Genomic DNA, 20,344 nt, shown 5'->3' on the forward strand with positions numbered 1-20,344 from the left:
TTAGCGTTTTGCCTGCCAGATACGAGCCTGATAATCACGGATTGAGCGGTCAGAACTAAACATACCGCAGCGCGCGGTGTTCAGGATACACGCGCGGGTCCAGGCATCCTGGTCGCGATACAGCACGTCGACCTGCTTCTGCGCTTCAACATAAGCCGAGAAGTCAGCCATCACCAGGTACGGGTCGCCGCCCTGTTTGTCCATGCTGTGCAGCATCTGGTCAAACGCGTGCTTGTCGCCGTCGCTGTACTTCCCGCTTTCCAGCTCTTTGAGCACCGCATCCAGCACTTTGTCTTTTTTACGCCATTTCACCGGGTCGTACCCTTTGGCTTTGATGGCTTTCACTTCTTCAACAGTATGGCCGAAGATAAAGATGTTCTCTTCGCCGACCTTCTCGGCAATTTCGACGTTCGCACCGTCCAGCGTGCCGACGGTCAGCGCACCGTTCAGGGCCAGCTTCATGTTGCCGGTACCGGACGCTTCTTTACCGGCGGTAGAGATCTGCTCGGAAATATCCGCCGCCGGGATCAGCATTTCAGCCGCAGAAACGCAGTAGTCCGGCAGGAACACCACCTTCAGCTTATCGCCCACTTTCGGATCGTTGTTGATCGCCGCCGCCACTTTATTAATGGCGAGGATAATGTTTTTCGCCAGGTAGTAGCCCGGCGCCGCTTTCGCACCGAACAGGAACACGCGCGGAACGCGGTCGGCCTGTGGATTCTCGCGGATCTCTTTATACAGCGCCAGAATGTGCAGCAGGTTCAGGTGCTGACGTTTGTACTCGTGCAGACGTTTGATCTGGATATCGAAAATCGCATTCGGGTTGATCTCAATTCCGGTGCGCATTTTCACGAACTCAGCCAGACGAACCTTGTTCTCCAGCTTAATGGCGCGGTACTGCTCGCGGAACTTCGCGTTGTCGGCCTGTTTTTCCAGGTTGATGAGCTGGTCCAGGTCGTTGGCCCACTCTTTCTTCAGGGTTTTGTCCAGCAGGCCGGCCAGCAGCGGGTTGCACTGCTTGATCCAGCGACGCGGCGTGATGCCGTTGGTCACGTTGTGGAACTTGGTCGGCCACAGCTGGTGGTATTCCGGGAAGAGATCTTTGACCACCAGATCCGAGTGCAGCGCCGCCACGCCGTTCACCGCAAAGCCGCTGACCACGCACATGTTCGCCATGCGCACCTGTTTGTCGTGTACCACGGCCAGCTTCGCCCAGACGGCTTTATCACCCGGCCAGGTTTTCTCCACCAGCGTTTTGAACTGGTCGTTAATCTTATTGATGATCTGCATATGGCGCGGCAGCAGCGTTTTCACCAGCTTCTCATCCCAGCACTCCAGCGCTTCCGGCATCAGGGTGTGGTTGGTGTAGGCGAAGGTGCGGCTGGTGATGGCCCAGGCGTCGTCCCAGCTCAGCTGATGCTCGTCGATCAGCACGCGCAGCAGTTCCGGGATGGCAATGGTCGGATGCGTGTCGTTAAGCTGAATAACTTCGAAGTCCGGCAGTTGAGCCAGCTTGCGGCCCGCCAGGTGGTGTCGACGCAGAATGTCCGCCACGGAGCAGGCGCACTGGAAGTACTGCTGCATCAGACGCAGCTTTTTACCCGCCAGATGATTATCGTTCGGATAGAGGACTTTGGTCAGCTTCTCGGCGTCGATCCCCTGCTGCTCGGCGCGCAGGAAGTCACCGTCGTTGAATTTGGTCAGGTTAAACGGATGCGCGTGCTTCGCCTGCCACAGACGCAGCGGCTGCGCCACGCCGTTACGGTAGCCGAGTACCGGCAGGTCCCAGGCTTCACCGGTAATGGTGAACGCCGGTTCCCAGAGTCCCTGCTTCGTGACTTTCCCGCCAATCCCGACCTGCACATCCAGCTGCGCGTTGTGGCGGAACCACGGATAGGTATTGCGGTGCCAGTCGTCCGGCGCTTCCATCTGATGGCCGTCGGCAAATGACTGACGGAACAGGCCGTACTGATAGTTCAGGCCATAGCCAATCGCCGACTGGCCCACCGTTGCCATGGAATCCAGGAAGCAGGCTGCCAGACGTCCCAGACCGCCGTTACCCAGCGCCGGGTCAACCTCTTCTTCCAGCAGATCGGTCAGGTTGATGTCGTGTTCTTTCAGCACGTCACCGACCTCCTGATACCAGCCAAGGTTCAGCAGATTGTTACCCGTCAGACGGCCAATCAGGAACTCCATCGAAATGTAGTTGACGTGACGCTGGCCTTTCACAGGCTTCGCCACAGGCTGAGCGTCCAGCTGTTCTGCGAGCGCCCCGCTCACCGCCTGCCACCACTGGTGAGGCGTCATCTCGTTTGCAGCATGAAGGCCAAAACGCTGCCACTGACGCGTCAGGGCAGCCTGAAATTGAGCTTTGTTGAAAGTAGGCTGTGACATAGGGAATCGGCATCCTGTAGAGAGAAAACACATTTGGCGCTAGTGTGCCTGGCTCATTGCGCCTCTTCCTCCTCCTGTCGGGGATTAGGCAGGGAGGAGTAGCGGGGATGAGCATAAAAGTGTGATCGAGGCCACTGTGTAAGTGTGCGCTTCGCGGAAAAAGCGATCCCGGAAGAACGTCAAAGAAATGAAATGCAGTTTCGGAAGAAATTAATCATCGCTGAAATGATTACTTACGTAGAATAATATTTCCGCGAGTCGGGATTATTCAGCACCACTATTAAGCCCATGCAACTTTCCCCAAAGTTAATTAACTTCACCGTCATTATCTCTTTCTGAAACCAGTTTCAGCGCAACCGAGCGTCATGCAGACAAGCCAGAAGCAGCGCGGCATCCAGCCATTTACGGAAAGTTCCATCAGTGATGAGAATGTTTTGTGACAGAGTGCAAATTCAGAGCCTCCAAACCCAGACATAACTTGCAATAGTTCCTCTATTGGCCGAACTTATAGATATTAATTACGAAGCGCAAAAAAAATAAATTCTCTCGTTCCCCACAGTGAAGTGAAAACTATGTTGATTCCGTCCAAATTAAGTCGCCCGGTTCGTCTTGACCATACTGTGGTCCGCGAGCGCCTGCTGGCTAAACTTTCCGGTGCGCATAATTTCCGACTGGCGCTGGTTACGAGTCCTGCGGGTTATGGAAAAACAACGCTCATTTCGCAATGGGCGGCAGGTAAAAGCGATCTTGGCTGGTACTCCCTGGATGAAGGTGATAACCAGCAGGAGCGTTTTGCCAGCTATTTAATTGCCGCGATTCAGCAGGCGACCAACGGACACTGCGTCACCAGCGAGGTGATGGTGCAAAAGCGCCAGTACGCCAGCCTGTCCTCTCTTTTCTCCCAGCTGTTTATCGAGCTGGCCGAATGGCATCGCCCGCTGTATGTGGTGATTGATGATTATCATCTGATCACCAACCCGGTTATTCACGAGTCCATGCGTTTCTTCCTGCGCCATCAGCCGGAAAACCTGACGCTGGTTGTCCTGTCGCGTAACCTTCCGCAGTTGGGCATTGCCAACCTGCGGGTGCGCGATCAGCTTCTGGAAATCGGCAGTCAGCAGCTGGCCTTTACCCATCAGGAAGCGAAGCAGTTCTTTGACTGCCGTCTGACGTCTCCGATTGAGGCGTCTGAAAGCAGCCGCCTGTGCGATGACGTTGCCGGCTGGGCCACGGCGCTGCAGCTGATTGCCCTCTCCGCGCGGCAAAACAACAGCCCGACGCATCAGTCCGCACGCCGCCTGGCGGGCATCAACGCCAGCCACCTGTCGGATTATCTGGTGGATGAGGTACTCGACAGCGTTGATCTCTCCACCCGCCATTTCCTGCTGAAAAGCTCCCTGCTGCGCTCCATGAACGACGCGCTGATTGTGCGCGTCACCGGTATTGAAAACGGGCAGCTCCAGCTCGAAGAGATTGAACGTCAGGGTCTGTTCCTGACGCGCATGGACGATCACGGCGAATGGTTTAGCTACCATCCGCTGTTTGGCAGCTTCCTGCGCCAGCGTTGCCAGTGGGAACTGGCCGCAGAGCTGCCTGACATTCACCGCGCCGCCGCCGAAAGCTGGATGGCGCAAGGTTTCCCGAGCGAGGCTATCCACCATGCGCTGGCCGCCGGGGATGCCGGTATGCTGCGCGATATTCTGCTCAACCACGCGTGGGGACTGTTCAACCACAGCGAACTGACGCTGCTGGAAGAGTCGTTAAAAGCGCTGCCTTGGGAAAGCCTGCTGGAGAATCCGCGTCTGGTGCTGCTCCAGGCCTGGCTGATGCAGAGCCAGCATCGCTACAGCGAAGTGAACACCCTGCTGGCGCGCGCCGAGCAGGAGATGGAAAGCGAGATGGATACCACCCTGCACGGCGAATTTAACGCCCTGCGCGCACAGGTGGCGATTAACGACGGGGACCCGGATGAAGCTGAACGGCTGGCGATGGTCGCGCTGGATGAGCTGCCGCTGGCGAATTTTTACAGCCGTATTGTGGCCACCTCGGTACACGGCGAAGTGCTGCACTGTAAGGGCGATCTCACGCGTTCGCTTTCACTCATGCAGCAAACCGAACAGATGGCGCGCCGCCACGATGTCTGGCATTACGCCCTGTGGAGCCTGATCCAGCAAAGCGAGATTTTATTTGCTCAGGGGTTTCTGCAAGCAGCCTGGGAAAACCAGGAGAAAGCGTTCCAGCTGATCCGTGAACAACATCTGGAACAGCTGCCGATGCACGAGTTCCTGTTGCGTATTCGCGCTCAGCTGCTGTGGGCATGGTCGCGTCTGGATGAAGCAGAAAGCTGCGCCCGCCAGGGTCTGAATGTCCTTTCGAGCTTCCAGCCGCAGCAGCAGCTCCAGTGTCTGGCTCTGCTGGTGCAGTGCTCGCTGGCACGCGGCGACCTGGATAATGCCCGTAACCACCTTAACCGCCTGGAAAATCTGCTCGGCAACGGACAGTACCATAGCGACTGGGTCTCCAACGCCGATAAGGTCAGGGTGATTTACTGGCAGATGACCGGCGATAAAAAGTCCGCCGCCAACTGGCTGCGTCACACGCCTAAACCGGAATTTGCCAATAACCACTTCCTGCAAAGCCAGTGGCGCAATATTGCCCGCGTGCAGATCCTGCTGGGTGACTTTGAGCCTGCCGAGATCGTGCTGGAAGAGTTAAACGAAAACGCCCGCAGCCTGCGCCTGATGAGCGATTTAAACCGCAACCTGCTGCTGTTAAACCAGCTTTACTGGCAGGCAGGACGTAAAAACGATGCCCAGCGCGTACTGCTGGAAGCGTTGCAGCTGGCGAACCGCACCGGGTTTATCAGCCACTTTGTGATTGAGGGTGAAGTGATGGCCCAGCAGCTGCGCCAGCTGATTCAGCTCAACACGCTGCCGGAACTCGATCAGCATCGCGCCCAGCGCATTCTGCGCGAGATTAACCAGCATCATCGCCATAAGTTTGCGCACTTCGATGAGAACTTTGTTGAACGTCTGCTGAACCATCCGGAAGTGCCGGAGCTTATCCGTACCAGCCCGCTCACCCAGCGTGAATGGCAGGTGCTGGGGCTGATCTATTCCGGCTACAGCAACGAGCAGATTGCCGGCGAGCTGGCGGTGGCGGCGACCACCATCAAAACGCACATTCGCAATCTGTATCAGAAGCTGGGCGTGGCGCACCGTCAGGATGCGGTGCAGCATGCGCAGCAGCTGTTGAAGATGATGGGGTACGGAGTGTAAATCCTTTGCGGTCTGATGCCCTCACCCCGGCCCTCTCCCACAGGGAGAGGGAGAATGGCTTCTCAACATAACTCTAACTGCAAATTATTATCTTTAATCACCTGCATCACGCCCGCCGGTGGCATCACATCAGTATAAACCGCATCCACCATGCTGATGCTGCCCATGTTCACCATCGCGTTACGACCAAACTTGGAGTGATCCACCACCAGCATTACGTGGCGTGAGTTCTCAATGATCGCGCGCTTGGTGCGCACCTCGTGGTAATCAAACTCCAGCAGCGAGCCGTCGGTGTCGATGCCGCTGATCCCCAGAATGCCGAAATCGAGGCGAAACTGAGAGATAAAATCGAGCGTCGCTTCGCCGATAATGCCCCCGTCGCGGCTGCGCAGTTCGCCGCCCGCGAGGATGATGCGGAAATCGTCTTTCTGCATCAACGTGTTGGCCACGTTCAGGTTGTTGGTCACCACGCGGAGGTTCTCGTGGTTCAGCAGCGCATGGGCGACCGCTTCCGGCGTGGTGCCGATATCAATAAACAGCGTCGCGCCGTTCGGGATCTGGCTCGCCACTTTACGGGCGATACGCTCTTTCTCTGCCGTTTGCGTCGCCTTACGGTCATGCCATGAGGTGTTCACCGAGCTGGACGGCAGCGCGGCACCGCCGTGGTGACGCAGAATACGGTTCTGATCGGCCAGGTCGTTGAGGTCACGACGGATGGTTTGCGGGCTAACGGCAAACTGCTCCACCAGCTCTTCAGTACTGACGTATCCCTGTTTTTTTACCAGTTCGATAATGGCGTCATGACGTTGTGTTTGTTTCATGAAATATCCCTGGGAATTATGTTCGCTTTCGCGCATGGAGCGTATCGGCCAACGCCATCGCCAGCCCGACCGCCAGGCCGGTAACGTGCGCACCATTGGCGATAGACATACCAAACAGATCAAACCATCCGGCAATAAGCCATATTAACGCAAAGGTTATTAATCCACGTTGTAAATAGATGCCGCTATCCGGGTCGCGCTCGCCTCTGAGCCAGGCGTAACCCATCAGGGCGTACACCACGCCGGATAACCCGCCGAACCATGGACCGCTGAATTTATGCTGCACGTAGCCGCTTAACAGGGCGCTGATAAGGGTGATCACAATCAGCTTGCCGCTGCCGAGCCGCTTCTCCACCGCCCCGCCGAGATACCACCACCACAGCAGGTTAAAGAGGATATGCATCACCGAGAAGTGCATCAGCGCATGCGTGAAGTAGCGCCAGACGTCAAATTGCAGGGAGGGATCGTACGGCCATGCGAGGGCAATCATCACGCTCTGGTCACCCACCACGCTCATAATAATGAAGACGATGATGCAGGCTACCATTAAAAGCAGCGTAAACGGTCCTGCGCGCTCGCGGAGGGTGGCGAGAAACGGAAAACGTTGATAGTGCAGGCCACTGCCGGTCTGGCCGGATTGCCAGCTTGCCGCCAGATAACGCGGGTCGCCCGGGTTTTCCAGGAAACGCGCCAGCTCGGCGTTCACGCGCCCAGCCTGGCTTTCGTCTGCCAGCCAGACATCCGTCTGTGTATGCTGCTGAATAGTCAGGATAATGCCCTGCGTCGCCATATAGTCGACAAACGCCTGGGCGACGCGCGGGTTGCTAAAAGAGGTGATCATCAACATGGGCAGCGGTCGCTTATTTCCACACAAAAGGGGACAGTATAGCGGGATCAGCGCTCAAACGCGTATTCAACTTCTGCCGGGAAATGACGATGCCAGGCATCGAAGCCGCCATCGACGCTGTATACCGCCTCGTAACCCTGCTGGAGCAGATACTGCGCCGCGCCTTTACTGCTGTTGCCGTGATAGCACATCACCATCACCGGGGTATCGAAGTCGTTATCGCGCATAAACGCGCCCAGCGTGTCGTTGGTGAGATGGAACGCGCCCGGCGTGTGGCCCATCGCAAAGCTCTGCGGATCGCGGATATCCACCAGCACCGCTTTTCCCTGGTGCATCTTCTGGTGGGCTTCTTCTACGTTAATACATTCAAACTGATCCATGGTGTTCTCATCTTATATTCAGGTGTGGTGCGGTTTTCCCCTCACCCCAGCCCTCTCCCGGAGGGAGAGGGCTGGGGTGAGGGCATCAGACCGCACGATTTTACCCCGTAGTGTACGTCCTGGCGGCGGGTAAACGCCATTATGTTATCCATATCACTCTAAATTGTTTTTTTGATGTTACCAAAAGCGCGTTCCTTTGCTATTATGAGCGATATCGAACATTTTTGAGCTTTAACGAAAGTGCATGAGGGTGTTATGGAAACCAAAGATCTGATTGTGATAGGCGGTGGCATCAACGGTGCCGGTATTGCGGTTGATGCCGCAGGACGCGGTTTATCCGTGCTGATGCTGGAAGCTAACGATCTCGCCTGCGCGACGTCGTCCGCCAGCTCCAAGCTGATCCACGGTGGCCTGCGCTACCTGGAACACTACGAATTCCGCCTGGTCAGCGAAGCGCTGGCCGAACGCGAAGTGCTGCTGAAAATGGCCCCGCATCTGGCGATCCCGATGCGCTTCCGCCTGCCCCATCGCCCGCATCTGCGTCCGGCGTGGATGATCCGCATCGGTCTGTTTATGTACGATCATCTGGGTAAACGCACCAGCCTGCCGGGTTCAACCGGTTTGCGTTTTGGCTCAGAATCGGTCCTTAAGCCTGAAATCGTGCGCGGTTTCGAATATTCCGACTGCTGGGTGGACGATGCGCGTCTGGTACTGGCTAACGCGCAGATGGTCGAGAAGAAAGGCGGCGAGGTGAAAATCCGCACCCGCGCCACCGCCGCACGCCGCGAAAACGGCCTGTGGATTGTGGAAGCGGAAGACGTGGATACCGGCGAGAAGTTTAGCTGGAAAGCGCGCGGCCTGGTGAATGCCACCGGCCCGTGGGTGAAACAGTTCTTCGACGACGGCATGCACCTGCCTTCACCGTACGGCATCCGCCTGATTAAGGGCAGCCACATCGTGGTGCCGCGCGTGCATACCCAGAAACAGGCTTATATCCTGCAAAATGAAGACAAGCGCATTGTGTTTGTGATCCCGTGGATGGACGAGTTCTCCATCATCGGCACCACCGACGTGGAGTACAAAGGCGATCCGAAAAACGTTGAGATCGACGAGAGTGAAGTCAGCTACCTGTTGAAAGTGTACAACGCGCATTTTAAGAAACAGCTGGCGCGCGATGACGTGGTCTGGACCTACTCCGGCGTGCGTCCGCTGTGTGATGACGAGTCTGACTCACCGCAGGCCATCACCCGTGACTATACGCTTGATATTCACGACGTTGACGGTCAGGCGCCGCTGCTCTCCGTGTTTGGCGGTAAGCTCACCACCTACCGTAAACTGGCGGAGCATGCGCTGGAGAAACTGGCGCCGTATTACAAAGGCATCGGCCCGGCGTGGACGAAAGGCGCCGTGCTGCCTGGCGGCGATATCGGCGATAACCGCGACGATTACGCCGCGAAGCTGCGTCGCCGCTTCCCGTTCATTACCGAAGGCATGGCGCGCCACTACGCCCGCACCTACGGCAGCAACACCGAACTGTTCCTCGGCGAAGCGAAAGAGATTGCCGATCTGGGCGAGCATTTTGGCCATGAGCTATACGAAGCCGAGCTGCGCTACCTGGTGGAACACGAGTGGGTGCGCCGTCTGGACGATGCCATCTGGCGTCGTACTAAAGAAGGGATGTGGCTGAATGCCGAGCAGCAGTCTCGCGTGGCGCAGTGGCTGGCGCAACATGCGGGAAAGCGTGAATTGTCGCTGGCGTCGTAATTGAAAAAAAGCCGGGTGTCGGCTCCGCCTTACCCGGCCTACTCGATCCCGTAGGCCCGGTAAGCGCAGCGCCACCGGGCTTTGTTTTTACAACCGCACCGGATCAATATGCCAGATATTCTCGGCATACTCTTTGATGGTCCTGTCTGACGAGAAGTAGCCCATGTTGGCGATGTTATGCATCGCGGTGCTGGTCCACTTCTCCTGCTGACGGTACAGTTCGTCCACCTTATCCTGACAATCCACGTAGCTGCGGTAATCCGCCAGCACCTGATAGTGATCGCCAAAGTTAATCAGCGAGTCCACCAGGTCACGATAGCGTCCAGGCTCCTCAGGGTTAAACACTCCGGTGGCGATTTGCGTCAGCACCTGGCGTAACTCTTCATCCTCTTCATAATACTCACGCGGCGAGTAGCCCTGCTTGCGCAGCGCCTCCACCTCTTCCGCCGTATTCCCGAAGATAAAGATATTCTCCGCGCCCACATGCTCCAGCATTTCGACATTTGCGCCGTCCAGCGTGCCGATAGTCAGCGCGCCGTTCAGGGCAAACTTCATGTTGCTGGTGCCGGATGCTTCCGTCCCCGCCGTGGAAATCTGCTCAGAGAGATCCGCCGCCGGAATGATCAGCTGCGCCAGGCTCACGCTGTAGTTCGGGATAAACACTACCTTCAGCTTATCGCCAATGTCCGGATCGTGGTTCACCACCTTCGCCACATCGTTGATGAGATGAATGATGTGCTTCGCCATGTAATACGCGGAGGCCGCCTTACCGGCAAAGATTTTCACACGCGGCACCCACTCCGCCGTCGGGTCAGCCTTAATGCGGTTGTAGTGGGTAATGACGTGCAGGACATTCATCAGCTGACGCTTGTACTCGTGGATACGTTTGATCTGCACGTCGAACAGCGCTTTCGGGTTCGCCACCACGTTCAGATGCATCGCCAGCCAGACCGCCAGACGCTTCTTGTTCAGCAGCTTGGCTTCCCGTACCGCTTTGTTCACCGTCGGGAAATCGATGTGCTGCTCAAGCTCGCTCAGCTGGCTCAAATCGGTGCGCCAGGTGCGGCCAATGTTCTCATCCAGAACGTCGGAGAGCGGCTGGTTCGCCAGCGCCAGCCAGCGGCGCGGGGTGACGCCGTTGGTCACGTTGCAGAAACGCGTCGGGAAGATCTTCGCGAAGTCCGCAAACAGCGACTGCACCATCAGGTTCGAATGCAGCTCTGATACGCCGTTGACCTTGTGGCTGATCACCACCGCCAGCCAGGCCATGCGTACGCGACGCCCGTTGGATTCATCAATGATCGAGGCGCGGCTCAGCAGACCGGTATCGTTCGGGTACTTCTCCTGCAAGGTCTTGAGGAAGTAGTCATTGATCTCGAAGATGATTTGCAGATGGCGCGGCAGAATTTTGCCGAGCATATCCACCGGCCACGTCTCCAGCGCTTCACTCATCAGCGTATGGTTGGTGTACGAGAACACCTGGCAGGTTACTTCAAACGCGTCATCCCAGCTGAACTTATGCTCGTCAATCAGCAGGCGCATCAGCTCAGGGATCGACAGCACCGGATGGGTATCGTTGAGGTGAATAGCGGTTTTTTCCGCCAGATTCGCATAGGTTTTGTGCAGCTGATAGTGACGGCTAAGGATATCCTGAATCGTTGCCGAGACGAGGAAATACTCCTGACGCAGGCGCAGCTCGCGGCCTGAGTAGGTCGAGTCATCCGGATACAGGACGCGGGACACGTTCTCAGAGTGGTTTTTATCTTCCACCGCCGCGAAGTAGTCGCCCTGGTTGAATTTACCCAGGTTGATCTCGCTACTGGCCTGCGCGTTCCACAGGCGCAGCGTATTGGTCGCATCGGTGTCGTAGCCGGGGATGATCTGGTCGTAGGCCACGGCCAGGATCTCCTCGGTTTCCACCCAGCGGGATTTTTTACCTTCCTGCTGAATACGCCCGCCAAAACGCACCTTGTAGCGCGTGTTGTGGCGCTTGAACTCCCACGGGTTACCGTACTCCAGCCAGTAGTCCGGGGACTCTTTCTGACGGCCATCCACGATGTTCTGCTTGAACATGCCGTAGTCGTAGCGAATACCGTAGCCGCGCCCCGGCAGCGCCAGCGTCGCCAGTGAATCGAGGAAGCAGGCGGCAAGACGCCCGAGACCACCGTTACCCAGCCCCGGGTCGTTCTCTTCGTCAATCAGCTCTTCTAAATCCAGCCCCATCTCTTCCAGTGCGTTTTTGACGTCGTCATAAATCCCGAGCGATAACAGCGCATTGGAGAGGGTGCGACCAATCAGAAACTCCATCGACAGGTAATACACCTGTCGCGTCTCCTGCGAAAGCTGGGCGCGGTTGGAGCGCAGCCAGCGTTCGACCATACGGTCGCGCACCGCAAACAGCGTGGCGTTCAGCCACTCATGTTTGTTGGCAATAACGGGATCTTTCCCAATGGTAAACATCAGCTTATAGGCGATGGAGTGTTTCAACGCCTCAACGCTGAGCGTGGGGGAAGAGTAGCTAAATGGAGCATTCATATCAGTAACTTCGCCTCGTTACATCAAGCGTTGATAAAGGTCGCGGTAGGACTGCGCCGCAACGTGCCAGCCAAAGTCCATGGACATCGCCTGACGTTGTACGTAACGCCACAGGGATGGACGGGACCACAAGACGAAAGCACGCCGGATCGCCCGAAGCAGCGACCAGGCATTACTGTCCTCGAAAACAAACCCGCTGGCGATACCATCCGCCAGGTTTTCCAGGGAGCTGTCAGACACCGTATCCGCCAGCCCGCCCGTGCGGCGTACCAGCGGCAACGTACCGTATTTCAGACCATAGAGCTGCGTCAGGCCGCAGGGCTCGAAACGGCTCGGCACCAGAATCACGTCCGCGCCGCCCATGATGCGGTGCGAGAACGCTTCGTGATAGCCAATCTGCACGCCCACCTGCCCCGGATGTTCCGCCGCGGCCGCAAGGAAACCTTCCTGCAATACCGGGTCGCCCGCGCCGAGCAGCGCCAGTTGCCCACCCTGCTCCAGTAATCCCGGCAGCGCTTCCAGCACCAGATCCAGCCCTTTCTGGCTGGTCAGGCGGCTGACCACCGCAAACAGCGGTACCTTGTCGTTGACCTTCAGCCCCATCGCAATCTGTAGCTGGCGCTTGTTCTCCGCTTTGTCCTCCACGGAGTCGCGTCCATAGCGCGCCGCCAGCAGGAGGTCCGTTTCCGGATTCCAGATCTGTTCATCTACGCCGTTCAGAATGCCCGACAGACGACCTTCACGGTGGCGCTGTTGCAGCAGCCCTTCCATACCGTAACCGAACTCCGGCTGGGTAATTTCACGCGCGTAGGTTGGGCTGACCGCCGTGATATGGTCGGCGTAGTACAGACCCGCCTTCAGAAACGAAATCTGTCCGTTAAACTCCAGCCCGTGCATGTTAAAGAACGACCATGGCAGATCGATGTCATTCATATGATGCGCGTAATACATGCCCTGATACGCCAGGTTGTGCACCGTAAACACCGATTTGGCCGGGTGCCCCTTCGCCGCCAGATACGCAGGAGCCAGCCCCGCGTGCCAGTCGTGCGCGTGCACCACGTTCGGACGCCAGAACGGATCCAGCCCGACGGCCATCTCCGCCCCCACCCAGCCGAGCAGGGCAAAGCGCAGCACGTTATCGGTATAGGCGTACAGGTTGGTATCGTGATACGGGCTGCCGGGTCGATCGTATAAATGCGGGGCATCAATCAGGTAAATCCCTGTGCCATTGTAATGTCCAAACAGCAGGGTGATACGTCCCGCGAAGGTCTCGCGACGGGTAACAACCTTTGCATCGGGAATACCACGCCGGATATCCGGAAAAGCGGGCAACAACACGCGGGTATCCACCCCTCCGGCAATTTGCGCCGCCGGTAGTGCACCAAGAACATCCGCCAGTCCGCCCGTTTTTAACAACGGGAACATCTCAGAACATACGTGTAAAACCTGCATCATCGCTCCTGTTTGATTTGCAGCTTCCGCAACATTTCCCGTGTTACTAACACGATCCCCTCTTCCGAACGGTAGAAACGACGCGCATCTTCTTCCGCATTTTCCCCAATCACCATCCCTTCGGGAATGACGCAGGCACGGTCGATAACGCAGCGACGCAGACGACATGAGCGCCCTACCCAGACATCCGGCAGCAGGACTGCCGAATCGATATTACAGAATGAGTTTATACGCACGCGCGGGAACAGCACGGACTGCACCACCACCGAACCGGAGATAATGCACCCGCCAGAGACCAGCGAGTTGAGCGTCATACCGTGGCTGCCGGAGCGGTCCTGGACGAACTTCGCCGGCGGCAGCGATTCCATATGGGTGCGAATCGGCCAGTTCTGGTCGTACATATCCAGCTCAGGCGTGACGGACGCAAGATCGAGGTTGGCTTTCCAGTACGCTTCCAGCGTTCCTACATCGCGCCAGTAAGGTTCCGCATTCGGATCGGACTGCACGCAGGACAGCGGGAAGGGGTGTGCATACGCCATGCCAGCTTTGGTAATTTTCGGGATAATGTCTTTGCCGAAGTCGTGACTGGAGTTCTCGTCTTTGTCGTCCTCTTCCAGCAGTTCATAAAGATAATCGGCGTCAAAGACATAGATCCCCATGCTGGCGAGGGATTTGGTGTCGTCTCCCGGCATGGTTGGCGGGTTCGCCGGTTTTTCGACAAAGTCGATAATCTTGTCGTCGCCATCTACATGCATCACGCCAAACGCGGTTGCTTCCGCAACAGGCACCGGCAGGCACGCCACGGTGCAGCGCGCCCCTTTTTCGACGTGGTCGATCAGCATGTGGGAGTAATCTTGCTTGTAGATGTGGTCCCCGGCGAGGATAACGATGTATTCCGCGTTGTAGCGGCGAATGATGTCGAGGTTTTGGGTCACGGCATCCGCCGTGCCGCGGTACCAGTTCTCCCCGTGAACGCGCTGCTGCGCCGGGAGCAGATCGACAAACTCGTTCATCTCTTCGCTGAAGAATGACCAGCCGCGCTGAATGTGCTGCACCAGCGTGTGCGACTGATATTGGGTAATGACGCCAATACGGCGAATGCCTGAGTTCAGGCAGTTTGACAGTGCAAAATCGATAATACGGAACTTACCACCAAAGTGAACGGCCGGTTTAGCGCGCTTGATGGTCAAATCTTTCAGACGGGTACCACGCCCGCCCGCGAGTATCAGGGCAACTGTTTTTAATGGTAGCTGGCGCGCCAACATTAACGGATCGTTCTTCTCTAATCTAACCATGACTAACTCCTTTTTTATCATCTTTGGAATACGCACACTCCGTGCGCAGGCCCGTGCCAGACAGCCATAACAACCGGATTATCCGCTCCGGCAAAGGGAGGAATGGCTCGCCACTCCCCGTCAGGTAAAACAATCTCTGCGACGTCATCCGTCGCGTTCAGCGTCACCAGCCACGCATCCGAAAGCAGGATTTGCAGACAGGGTATGCCGTGTTGCCACTCTTGCGCGCTTAACGGTTGCGCGTCTTTATTCAGCCAGCGAACGTTGCCGTCGCCCTCTTCCCACCAGCGGTCGGCGGTGAGGGCGGGGATGCGCTGGCGAAGATGGATCAGCGCCGCGGTGAAATGGGTCAGCCCGCTGTTCGCTTCTCCCCAGTCGAGCCAGGTCAGGGTGTTGTCCTGGCAATAGGCGTTGTTGTTGCCGTGCTGGCTGTGGCCGTGCTCATCGCCCGCCAGCAGCATCGGCGTGCCCTGCGACAACAAAAGCGTCGTCAGCAGCGCATGAACGCTGGCGCGTCGCCGCTCGATCACATCCAGACTTCCGCCTAACCCTTCTATACCATGGTTAAAGCTATGGTTATTGTTAGTCCCATCGCGATTCTCCTCGCCGTTTGCCTCATTGTGTTTCTGATTGAAACAAACGCAGTCGCGCAGGGTAAAACCGTCGTGCGCCGTCACCAGGTTAATGGTGGCCGACGGACGTTTGCCGTCACGCTTAAAGAGATCGCTGGAGCCGGCAAAGCGACCGGCAAACTCCCCCAGCGACAGATCGCGCGTCAGCCAGAAGCGGCGGACGGCATCGCGAAAGTGGTCGTTCCACTCGGCAAACAGCGGCGGGAAGTTCCCCACCTGATAACCGCCCTCGCCGATGTCCCAGGGCTCCGCAATCAGCTTCACCTTTGAAAGCACCGGGCAGTTTTTGATGGCCTCAAACAGCGGCGCCTGCTGGCTGAACGCCGGGGTGCGCCCCATCACTGGCGCCAGGTCGAAGCGAAAACCGTCCACGTGGAACGTCTCAACCCAGTATTTCAGGCACTCGTACGCGTAATGCGTAACGGCCGGATGACTGAGGTTGAGGGTGTTACCGCACCCGGTCCAGTTCTCGTAATCGCCGTCGTCCCTGATCCAATAATAGCTACGGTTATCGATTCCGCGCTGTGAGAGCGTCGGGCCGTCAAGATCGCTTTCCGCACTGTGGTTCAACACCACGTCCAGAATGACTTCGATACCCGCCGCGTGAAGCGCTTTCACCGCATCGCGAAACTCATCCCGCGCCTTCTCAGGATTCACCGCATAACGCGGATCGAGGGCGAACAACGCCAGCGGGTTGTAGCCCCAGTAGTTGCTTAACCCGAGACGCTGTAGCCGCGGCTCGCTGGCGAAATGCGCCACGGGCAACAGCTCCAGCGCGGTGATCCCTAAGTGCTTCAGGTACGCGACCATCGTCGGATGCCCAAGCGCTTTGTAGGTGCCGCGCATCTCTTTGGGAATTGACGGGTGCAGATACGTCAGCCCTTTGACGTGGGCTTCATAAATAACGGTGTTGCCCCAAGGCGTACGCGGCGGGGCATCGTCTTCCCAGTCGTAGAGATCGTGCACCACCACGCTTTTGGGCGCGACGGGCGCACTGTCGCGGTGGTCAGGTTCGCCGTAGCCAACGTGGAACAGCGGGTCATCTTTAAACTCACCGTCCACCCGGTGCGCACAAGGGTCAATCAGCAGCTTCGCCGGGTTAAACCAGTGCCCCTGAGAGGGCTCCCAGGGGCCGTGTACGCGAAAACCGTAGTGCATCCCCGGCCGTCCTCCGGCCAGGTAGCCATGCCAGGTATCCCCCGTGCGCGCCGGTAAATCGTAACGGTGCTCGTTACCTTCCCCGTCAAACACACAGAGTTCCACCCGCTCCGCATGGGCGGAAAAGAGCGTGAAGTTCACCCCCTTTCCGTCAAAACTCGCCCCGAGCGGTTCGGGTTTACCTGCCGTAAGCTGCGTCATTCTCCCTCCCGCACCAGCCAGATTGTGCCAAGCGGCGGCAGCGTCAGGCTCAGGGAGTTCGGACGGCCATGGCTTTCAATGGCATCGCTCTGCACCAGCCCGCCGTTACCCGCATTGCTGCCGTGGTAGTGCATGGAGTCGGTATTGAGAATTTCGCGCCATTTGCCCGGCTGGTTAATGCCGAAGCGGTAGTGTTCACGCGGCACTGGCGTGAAGTTGCTGGCGACGATGATCTCGTTACCCGCCTTGTCGCGGCGCGCAAAGACAAACACCGAGCGCTCGTGGTCGTCCACCACCAGCCACTCAAAGCCGTACGGGTCGAAGTCCAGCTCGTGCAGCGCTTTGTGGTGGCGATAGGTCAGGTTCAGGTCACGGACCAGACGCTGTACGCCGTGGTGCCAGTTGTCCGCGCCTTCCAGCAGATGCCAGTCAAGGCTGGTATCGTGGTTCCATTCGCGCCCCTGCGCAAATTCGTTGCCCATAAACAGCAGCTTTTTGCCCGGGAAGGCGAACATCCAGCCGTAGTAGGCGCGCAGGTTGGCAAACTTCTGCCACGCGTCCCCCGGCATGCGGTCGAGAATGGATTTCTTGCCGTGCACCACTTCATCGTGCGACAGCGGCAGCATGAAGTTTTCGGTGTAGTTGTAGAGCAGCCCGAAAGTGAGCTTATCGTGGTGATACTGACGATAAACCGGGTCGAGCTTCATGTAGTCGAGCGTGTCGTGCATCCAGCCGAGGTTCCACTTGTACCAGAAGCCCAGTCCGCCCATTGACGGTGGACGGGAAACGCCCGGGAAGTCGGTGGACTCTTCCGCCATGGTCACGGCACCTTCCACCTGCTCCCCGATGATGCGGTTGGTGTTGCGCAGAAACTCAATCGCTTCGAGGTTTTCACGCCCGCCATACTCGTTCGGGATCCACTCACCCTCTTTGCGGCTGTAGTCGCGGTAAATCATCGACGCCACCGCATCGACGCGCAGGGCATCAATGCCGAAACGCTCGATCCAGTACAGCGCGTTCCCGACCAGGTAGTTCGATACTTCACGGCGACCGTAGTTGTAGATCAGCGTGTTCCAGTCCTGGTGATAGCCTTCGCGCGGGTCGCTGTGCTCGTAAAGCTTTGTGCCGTCGAACTCTGCCAGCGCAAAATCATCCGACGGGAAGTGGCCCGGCACCCAGTCGAGGATCACGTTCAGCCCGGCGGCGTGCGCGGCATCGATGAAATAGCGGAAGTCATCGCGCGTACCAAAGCGGCGCGTAGGCGCATACAGCCCGGTTGGCTGATAGCCCCAGCTGCCGTCGAACGGGTGCTCGTTGATCGGCAGCAGTTCCAGGTGCGTAAAGCCCATCCATTTGGCGTACGGCACCAGCTGGTCCGCCAGCTCGCGATAGCTCAGCCAGAAGTTGTTATCGGTGTGGCGACGCCACGAGCCGAGATGCACTTCATAGACGGAGATCGGCGCATCAAAGCGGTTAGCCTGCTTGCGCTCTTCCGTCTGGACAACCTTCTCCGGCAGGCCGCAAATCAGCGAGGCGGTATTCGGGCGCAGTTCGGCCTCAAAGGCGTACGGGTCAGATTTAATGCGCAGCTTGCCGTTGGCATCGATCATCTCGAATTTGTAGAGCTGACCGTTGTGCGCGCCGGGGATAAACAGCTCCCAGATGCCGGTTTCCCGGCGCAGGCGCATGGGGTGACGACGACCGTCCCAGTAGTTGAACTGCCCGACAACGGAGACGCGCTGGGCGTTTGGCGCCCATACGGCAAAACGCGTGCCGGTGATACCGTCCATGGTATCCGCATGGGCACCCAGCGTTTCGTAAGGGCGTAAATGGGTCCCTTCGGACAGCAGCCAGGCGTCCATCTCTTTTAAAAGCGGGCCGAAGCTATAGGGATCGTCAATCAGGTTTTGCTGACCGTGCCAGATAACGGCAAGCTGATAACGAAAAGGATTTTTACGGCGGGGCATGACGCCCGAGAAGAAGCCACGCGAGTCGAGGCATTCCAGATTACCCACCTTGCGGCCGGTTTTGGGTTCGATAACCCACACTTCTGTTGCATCCGGTAACAGCGCACGAACTTCCAGTCCGGCCTCTGTACGGTGCATCCCTAGCACAGAAAAGGGGTCGGCAAAGTGACCCGCAATAAGCGCATTAATCACGTCTCTCGAAATACGATCGGACATGGTATTCATCCTGTTTTTTTATGTCGCCCTTTTTACGCGCTCCGGGACGACTTTTAATGTGACCTAAACGGTGCAGTTAATCCTCTCTGCTCCGCCCTACCCTCAGGTGAGAAATAAATCTTCCTTAAAGCATAGCCAACGTCGTGGGTCCTCCTGATAAAAAATAAGACATCTGCGTTTTACTCCATGTAGTACGCAAAAAAAGGGGGTGACAATCACCCCCCGTGTTTAACAAATTATTACGCCAGCTGGCGCAGCATGCGGCGCAGCGGCTCGGCGGCACCCCACAGAAGCTGGTCGCCAACGGTGAACGCGGAGAGGTACTCAGGCCCCATGTTCAGCTTGCGCAGGCGGCCAACCGGGGTGGTCAGCGTGCCGGTGACGGCTGCCGGGGTCAGTTCGCGCATGGTGATATCGCGATCGTTTGGCACCACTTTCGCCCACGGGTTATGCGCGGCCAGCAGCTCTTCCACGGTCGGAATAGACACATCTTTTTTCAGTTTAATGGTGAAGGCCTGGCTGTGGCAGCGCAGCGCGCCGATACGCACGCACAGACCGTCAACCGGAATGGTGTTCGCGGTGCCGAGGATTTTGTTGGTCTCAGCCTGGCCCTTCCACTCTTCGCGGGTCTGGCCGTTATCCAGCTGTTTGTCTATCCACGGGATCAGGCCGCCGGCCAGCGGTACGCCGAAGTTATCCACCGGCAGCTCGCCGCTGCGGGTGAGCTGAGTGACTTTACGCTCGATATCGAGGATCGCGGACGCCGGGTCTGCCAGCTCGGCAGCGACGCTCTGGTGCAGCTGGCCCATCTGGGTCAGCAGCTCGCGCATATGACGCGCGCCACCGCCGGACGCCGCCTGGTAGGTCGCCACGGAGACCCACTCCACCAGATCCTGTGCGAACAGACCGCCGAGAGACATCAGCATCAGGCTGACGGTGCAGTTACCGCCAACAAAGGTTTTCACGCCGTTGTTCAGGCCGTCGGTGATGACGCCCTGGTTAACCGGGTCGAGAATAATGATGGCATCGTCTTTCATGCGAAGCGAAGAGGCCGCGTCAATCCAGTAGCCCTGCCAGCCGCTTTCACGCAGCTTCGGATAGATTTCGTTGGTATAATCGCCGCCCTGGCAGGTCACAATAATGTCGAGTGCCTTCAGCGCCTCCAGGTCGTAAGCATCCTGCAACGTGCCTGTGGTACCCCCAAAGGACGGTGCAGCCTGGCCGAGCTGGGAAGTGGAGAAGAAGACCGGGCGGATGGCGTCGAAATCGCGCTCTTCAACCATGCGTTGCATGAGTACAGAGCCGACCATACCGCGCCAGCCGATAAAACCAACGTTTTTCATAGCATTTTTTTCCTGCAAGGGGTGTGTGCTGATTGTGCAAGCCAGTATTGAACTGGGATAT

General features: G+C 57.6%; 12 protein-coding genes. 2 read left to right on the top strand and 10 right to left on the bottom strand.

The window, feature by feature from the left end:
- Positions 1–2,394, bottom strand: a complete 2,394-nt coding sequence (gene malP / locus ACOTXL_RS15840) for a maltodextrin phosphorylase (protein ID WP_023314963.1) — start codon at positions 2,392–2,394, stop codon at positions 1–3.
- 572 nt (positions 2,395–2,966) lie between these two features.
- Between malP and malT the strand changes: the two genes are divergently transcribed.
- Positions 2,967–5,672, top strand: coding sequence for an HTH-type transcriptional regulator MalT (gene malT / locus ACOTXL_RS15845; RefSeq protein ID WP_003861595.1), 2,706 nt, complete (start codon positions 2,967–2,969; stop codon positions 5,670–5,672).
- Positions 5,673–5,734: 62 nt separating this feature from the next.
- Here the strand turns inward: malT and ACOTXL_RS15850 are convergent, their stop codons facing one another.
- Genes ACOTXL_RS15850 through glpE form a run of 3 tightly spaced genes read right to left on the bottom strand, consistent with a single transcriptional unit; the run spans position 5,735 to position 7,720 of the window.
- Positions 5,735–6,493 (bottom strand): DeoR/GlpR family transcriptional regulator, encoded by a 759-nt coding sequence (locus tag ACOTXL_RS15850; RefSeq protein WP_003861593.1) that lies wholly within the window; start codon positions 6,491–6,493, stop codon positions 5,735–5,737.
- A 16-nt stretch (positions 6,494–6,509) separates the two neighbouring features.
- Positions 6,510–7,340, bottom strand: a complete 831-nt coding sequence (gene glpG / locus ACOTXL_RS15855) for a rhomboid family intramembrane serine protease GlpG (RefSeq protein ID WP_003861592.1) — start codon at positions 7,338–7,340, stop codon at positions 6,510–6,512.
- A 47-nt stretch (positions 7,341–7,387) separates the two neighbouring features.
- On the bottom strand, positions 7,388–7,720 hold the full coding sequence (glpE, locus tag ACOTXL_RS15860; protein ID WP_003861590.1) for a thiosulfate sulfurtransferase GlpE: 333 nt from the start codon (positions 7,718–7,720) through the stop codon (positions 7,388–7,390).
- Positions 7,721–7,975: 255 nt separating this feature from the next.
- Here glpE and glpD point away from each other — a divergent pair, with 255 nt between their 5' ends.
- Positions 7,976–9,484, top strand: coding sequence for a glycerol-3-phosphate dehydrogenase (gene glpD, locus ACOTXL_RS15865; RefSeq protein WP_045349854.1), 1,509 nt, complete (start codon positions 7,976–7,978; stop codon positions 9,482–9,484).
- Positions 9,485–9,571: 87 nt separating this feature from the next.
- Here glpD and glgP read toward each other — a convergent pair whose 3' ends face one another.
- The 6 genes from glgP to asd form a co-directional block, all read right to left on the bottom strand.
- The gene (glgP, locus tag ACOTXL_RS15870) at positions 9,572–12,019 is read right to left on the bottom strand and encodes a glycogen phosphorylase (protein ID WP_045349856.1); all 2,448 of its coding nucleotides are present in this window, start codon (positions 12,017–12,019) and stop codon (positions 9,572–9,574) included.
- Between the two features lie 18 nt (positions 12,020–12,037).
- A complete protein-coding gene (gene glgA, locus ACOTXL_RS15875; RefSeq protein ID WP_003861584.1) occupies positions 12,038–13,471 on the bottom strand; it encodes a glycogen synthase GlgA in 1,434 nt (477 codons plus the stop codon).
- Positions 13,471–14,766 carry a glucose-1-phosphate adenylyltransferase gene (glgC, locus tag ACOTXL_RS15880; RefSeq protein ID WP_003861582.1) on the bottom strand — a complete coding sequence of 432 codons (1,296 nt, stop codon included), beginning with the start codon at positions 14,764–14,766 and terminating at the stop codon, positions 13,471–13,473. Before glgC ends, glgA begins: the two co-directional genes overlap by 1 nt.
- 17 nt (positions 14,767–14,783) lie before the next feature.
- Positions 14,784–16,757, bottom strand: a complete 1,974-nt coding sequence (glgX, locus tag ACOTXL_RS15885) for a glycogen debranching protein GlgX (protein ID WP_003861580.1) — start codon at positions 16,755–16,757, stop codon at positions 14,784–14,786.
- Entirely contained in the window at positions 16,754–18,940 is a 2,187-nt protein-coding gene (gene glgB, locus ACOTXL_RS15890) for a 1,4-alpha-glucan branching enzyme (RefSeq protein WP_023314968.1), read from the bottom strand. Before glgB ends, glgX begins: the two co-directional genes overlap by 4 nt.
- A gap of 239 nt (positions 18,941–19,179) precedes the next feature.
- Positions 19,180–20,283, bottom strand: a complete 1,104-nt coding sequence (gene asd / locus ACOTXL_RS15895) for an aspartate-semialdehyde dehydrogenase (protein WP_003861575.1) — start codon at positions 20,281–20,283, stop codon at positions 19,180–19,182.
- Positions 20,284–20,344: the final 61 nt, after the last annotated feature.

The organism is Enterobacter cloacae complex sp. IR5402, assembly GCF_049238125.1.
In the GTDB taxonomy this organism is placed as follows: domain Bacteria; phylum Pseudomonadota; class Gammaproteobacteria; order Enterobacterales; family Enterobacteriaceae; genus Enterobacter; species Enterobacter hormaechei_C.

Bases quoted from the DNA above. Each gene is read 5' to 3' on its own strand.
- malP (WP_023314963.1), bottom strand. From the start codon at position 2,394: ATGTCACAGCCTACTTTCAACAAAGCTCAATTTCAGGCTGCCCTGACG.
- malT (WP_003861595.1), top strand. From the start codon at position 2,967: ATGTTGATTCCGTCCAAATTAAGTCGCCCGGTTCGTCTTGACCATACT.
- ACOTXL_RS15850 (WP_003861593.1), bottom strand. From the start codon at position 6,493: ATGAAACAAACACAACGTCATGACGCCATTATCGAACTGGTAAAAAAA.
- glpG (WP_003861592.1), bottom strand. From the start codon at position 7,340: ATGTTGATGATCACCTCTTTTAGCAACCCGCGCGTCGCCCAGGCGTTT.
- glpE (WP_003861590.1), bottom strand. From the start codon at position 7,720: ATGGATCAGTTTGAATGTATTAACGTAGAAGAAGCCCACCAGAAGATG.
- glpD (WP_045349854.1), top strand. From the start codon at position 7,976: ATGGAAACCAAAGATCTGATTGTGATAGGCGGTGGCATCAACGGTGCC.
- glgP (WP_045349856.1), bottom strand. From the start codon at position 12,019: ATGAATGCTCCATTTAGCTACTCTTCCCCCACGCTCAGCGTTGAGGCG.
- glgA (WP_003861584.1), bottom strand. From the start codon at position 13,471: ATGCAGGTTTTACACGTATGTTCTGAGATGTTCCCGTTGTTAAAAACG.
- glgC (WP_003861582.1), bottom strand. From the start codon at position 14,766: ATGGTTAGATTAGAGAAGAACGATCCGTTAATGTTGGCGCGCCAGCTA.
- glgX (WP_003861580.1), bottom strand. From the start codon at position 16,757: ATGACGCAGCTTACGGCAGGTAAACCCGAACCGCTCGGGGCGAGTTTT.
- glgB (WP_023314968.1), bottom strand. From the start codon at position 18,940: ATGTCCGATCGTATTTCGAGAGACGTGATTAATGCGCTTATTGCGGGT.
- asd (WP_003861575.1), bottom strand. From the start codon at position 20,283: ATGAAAAACGTTGGTTTTATCGGCTGGCGCGGTATGGTCGGCTCTGTA.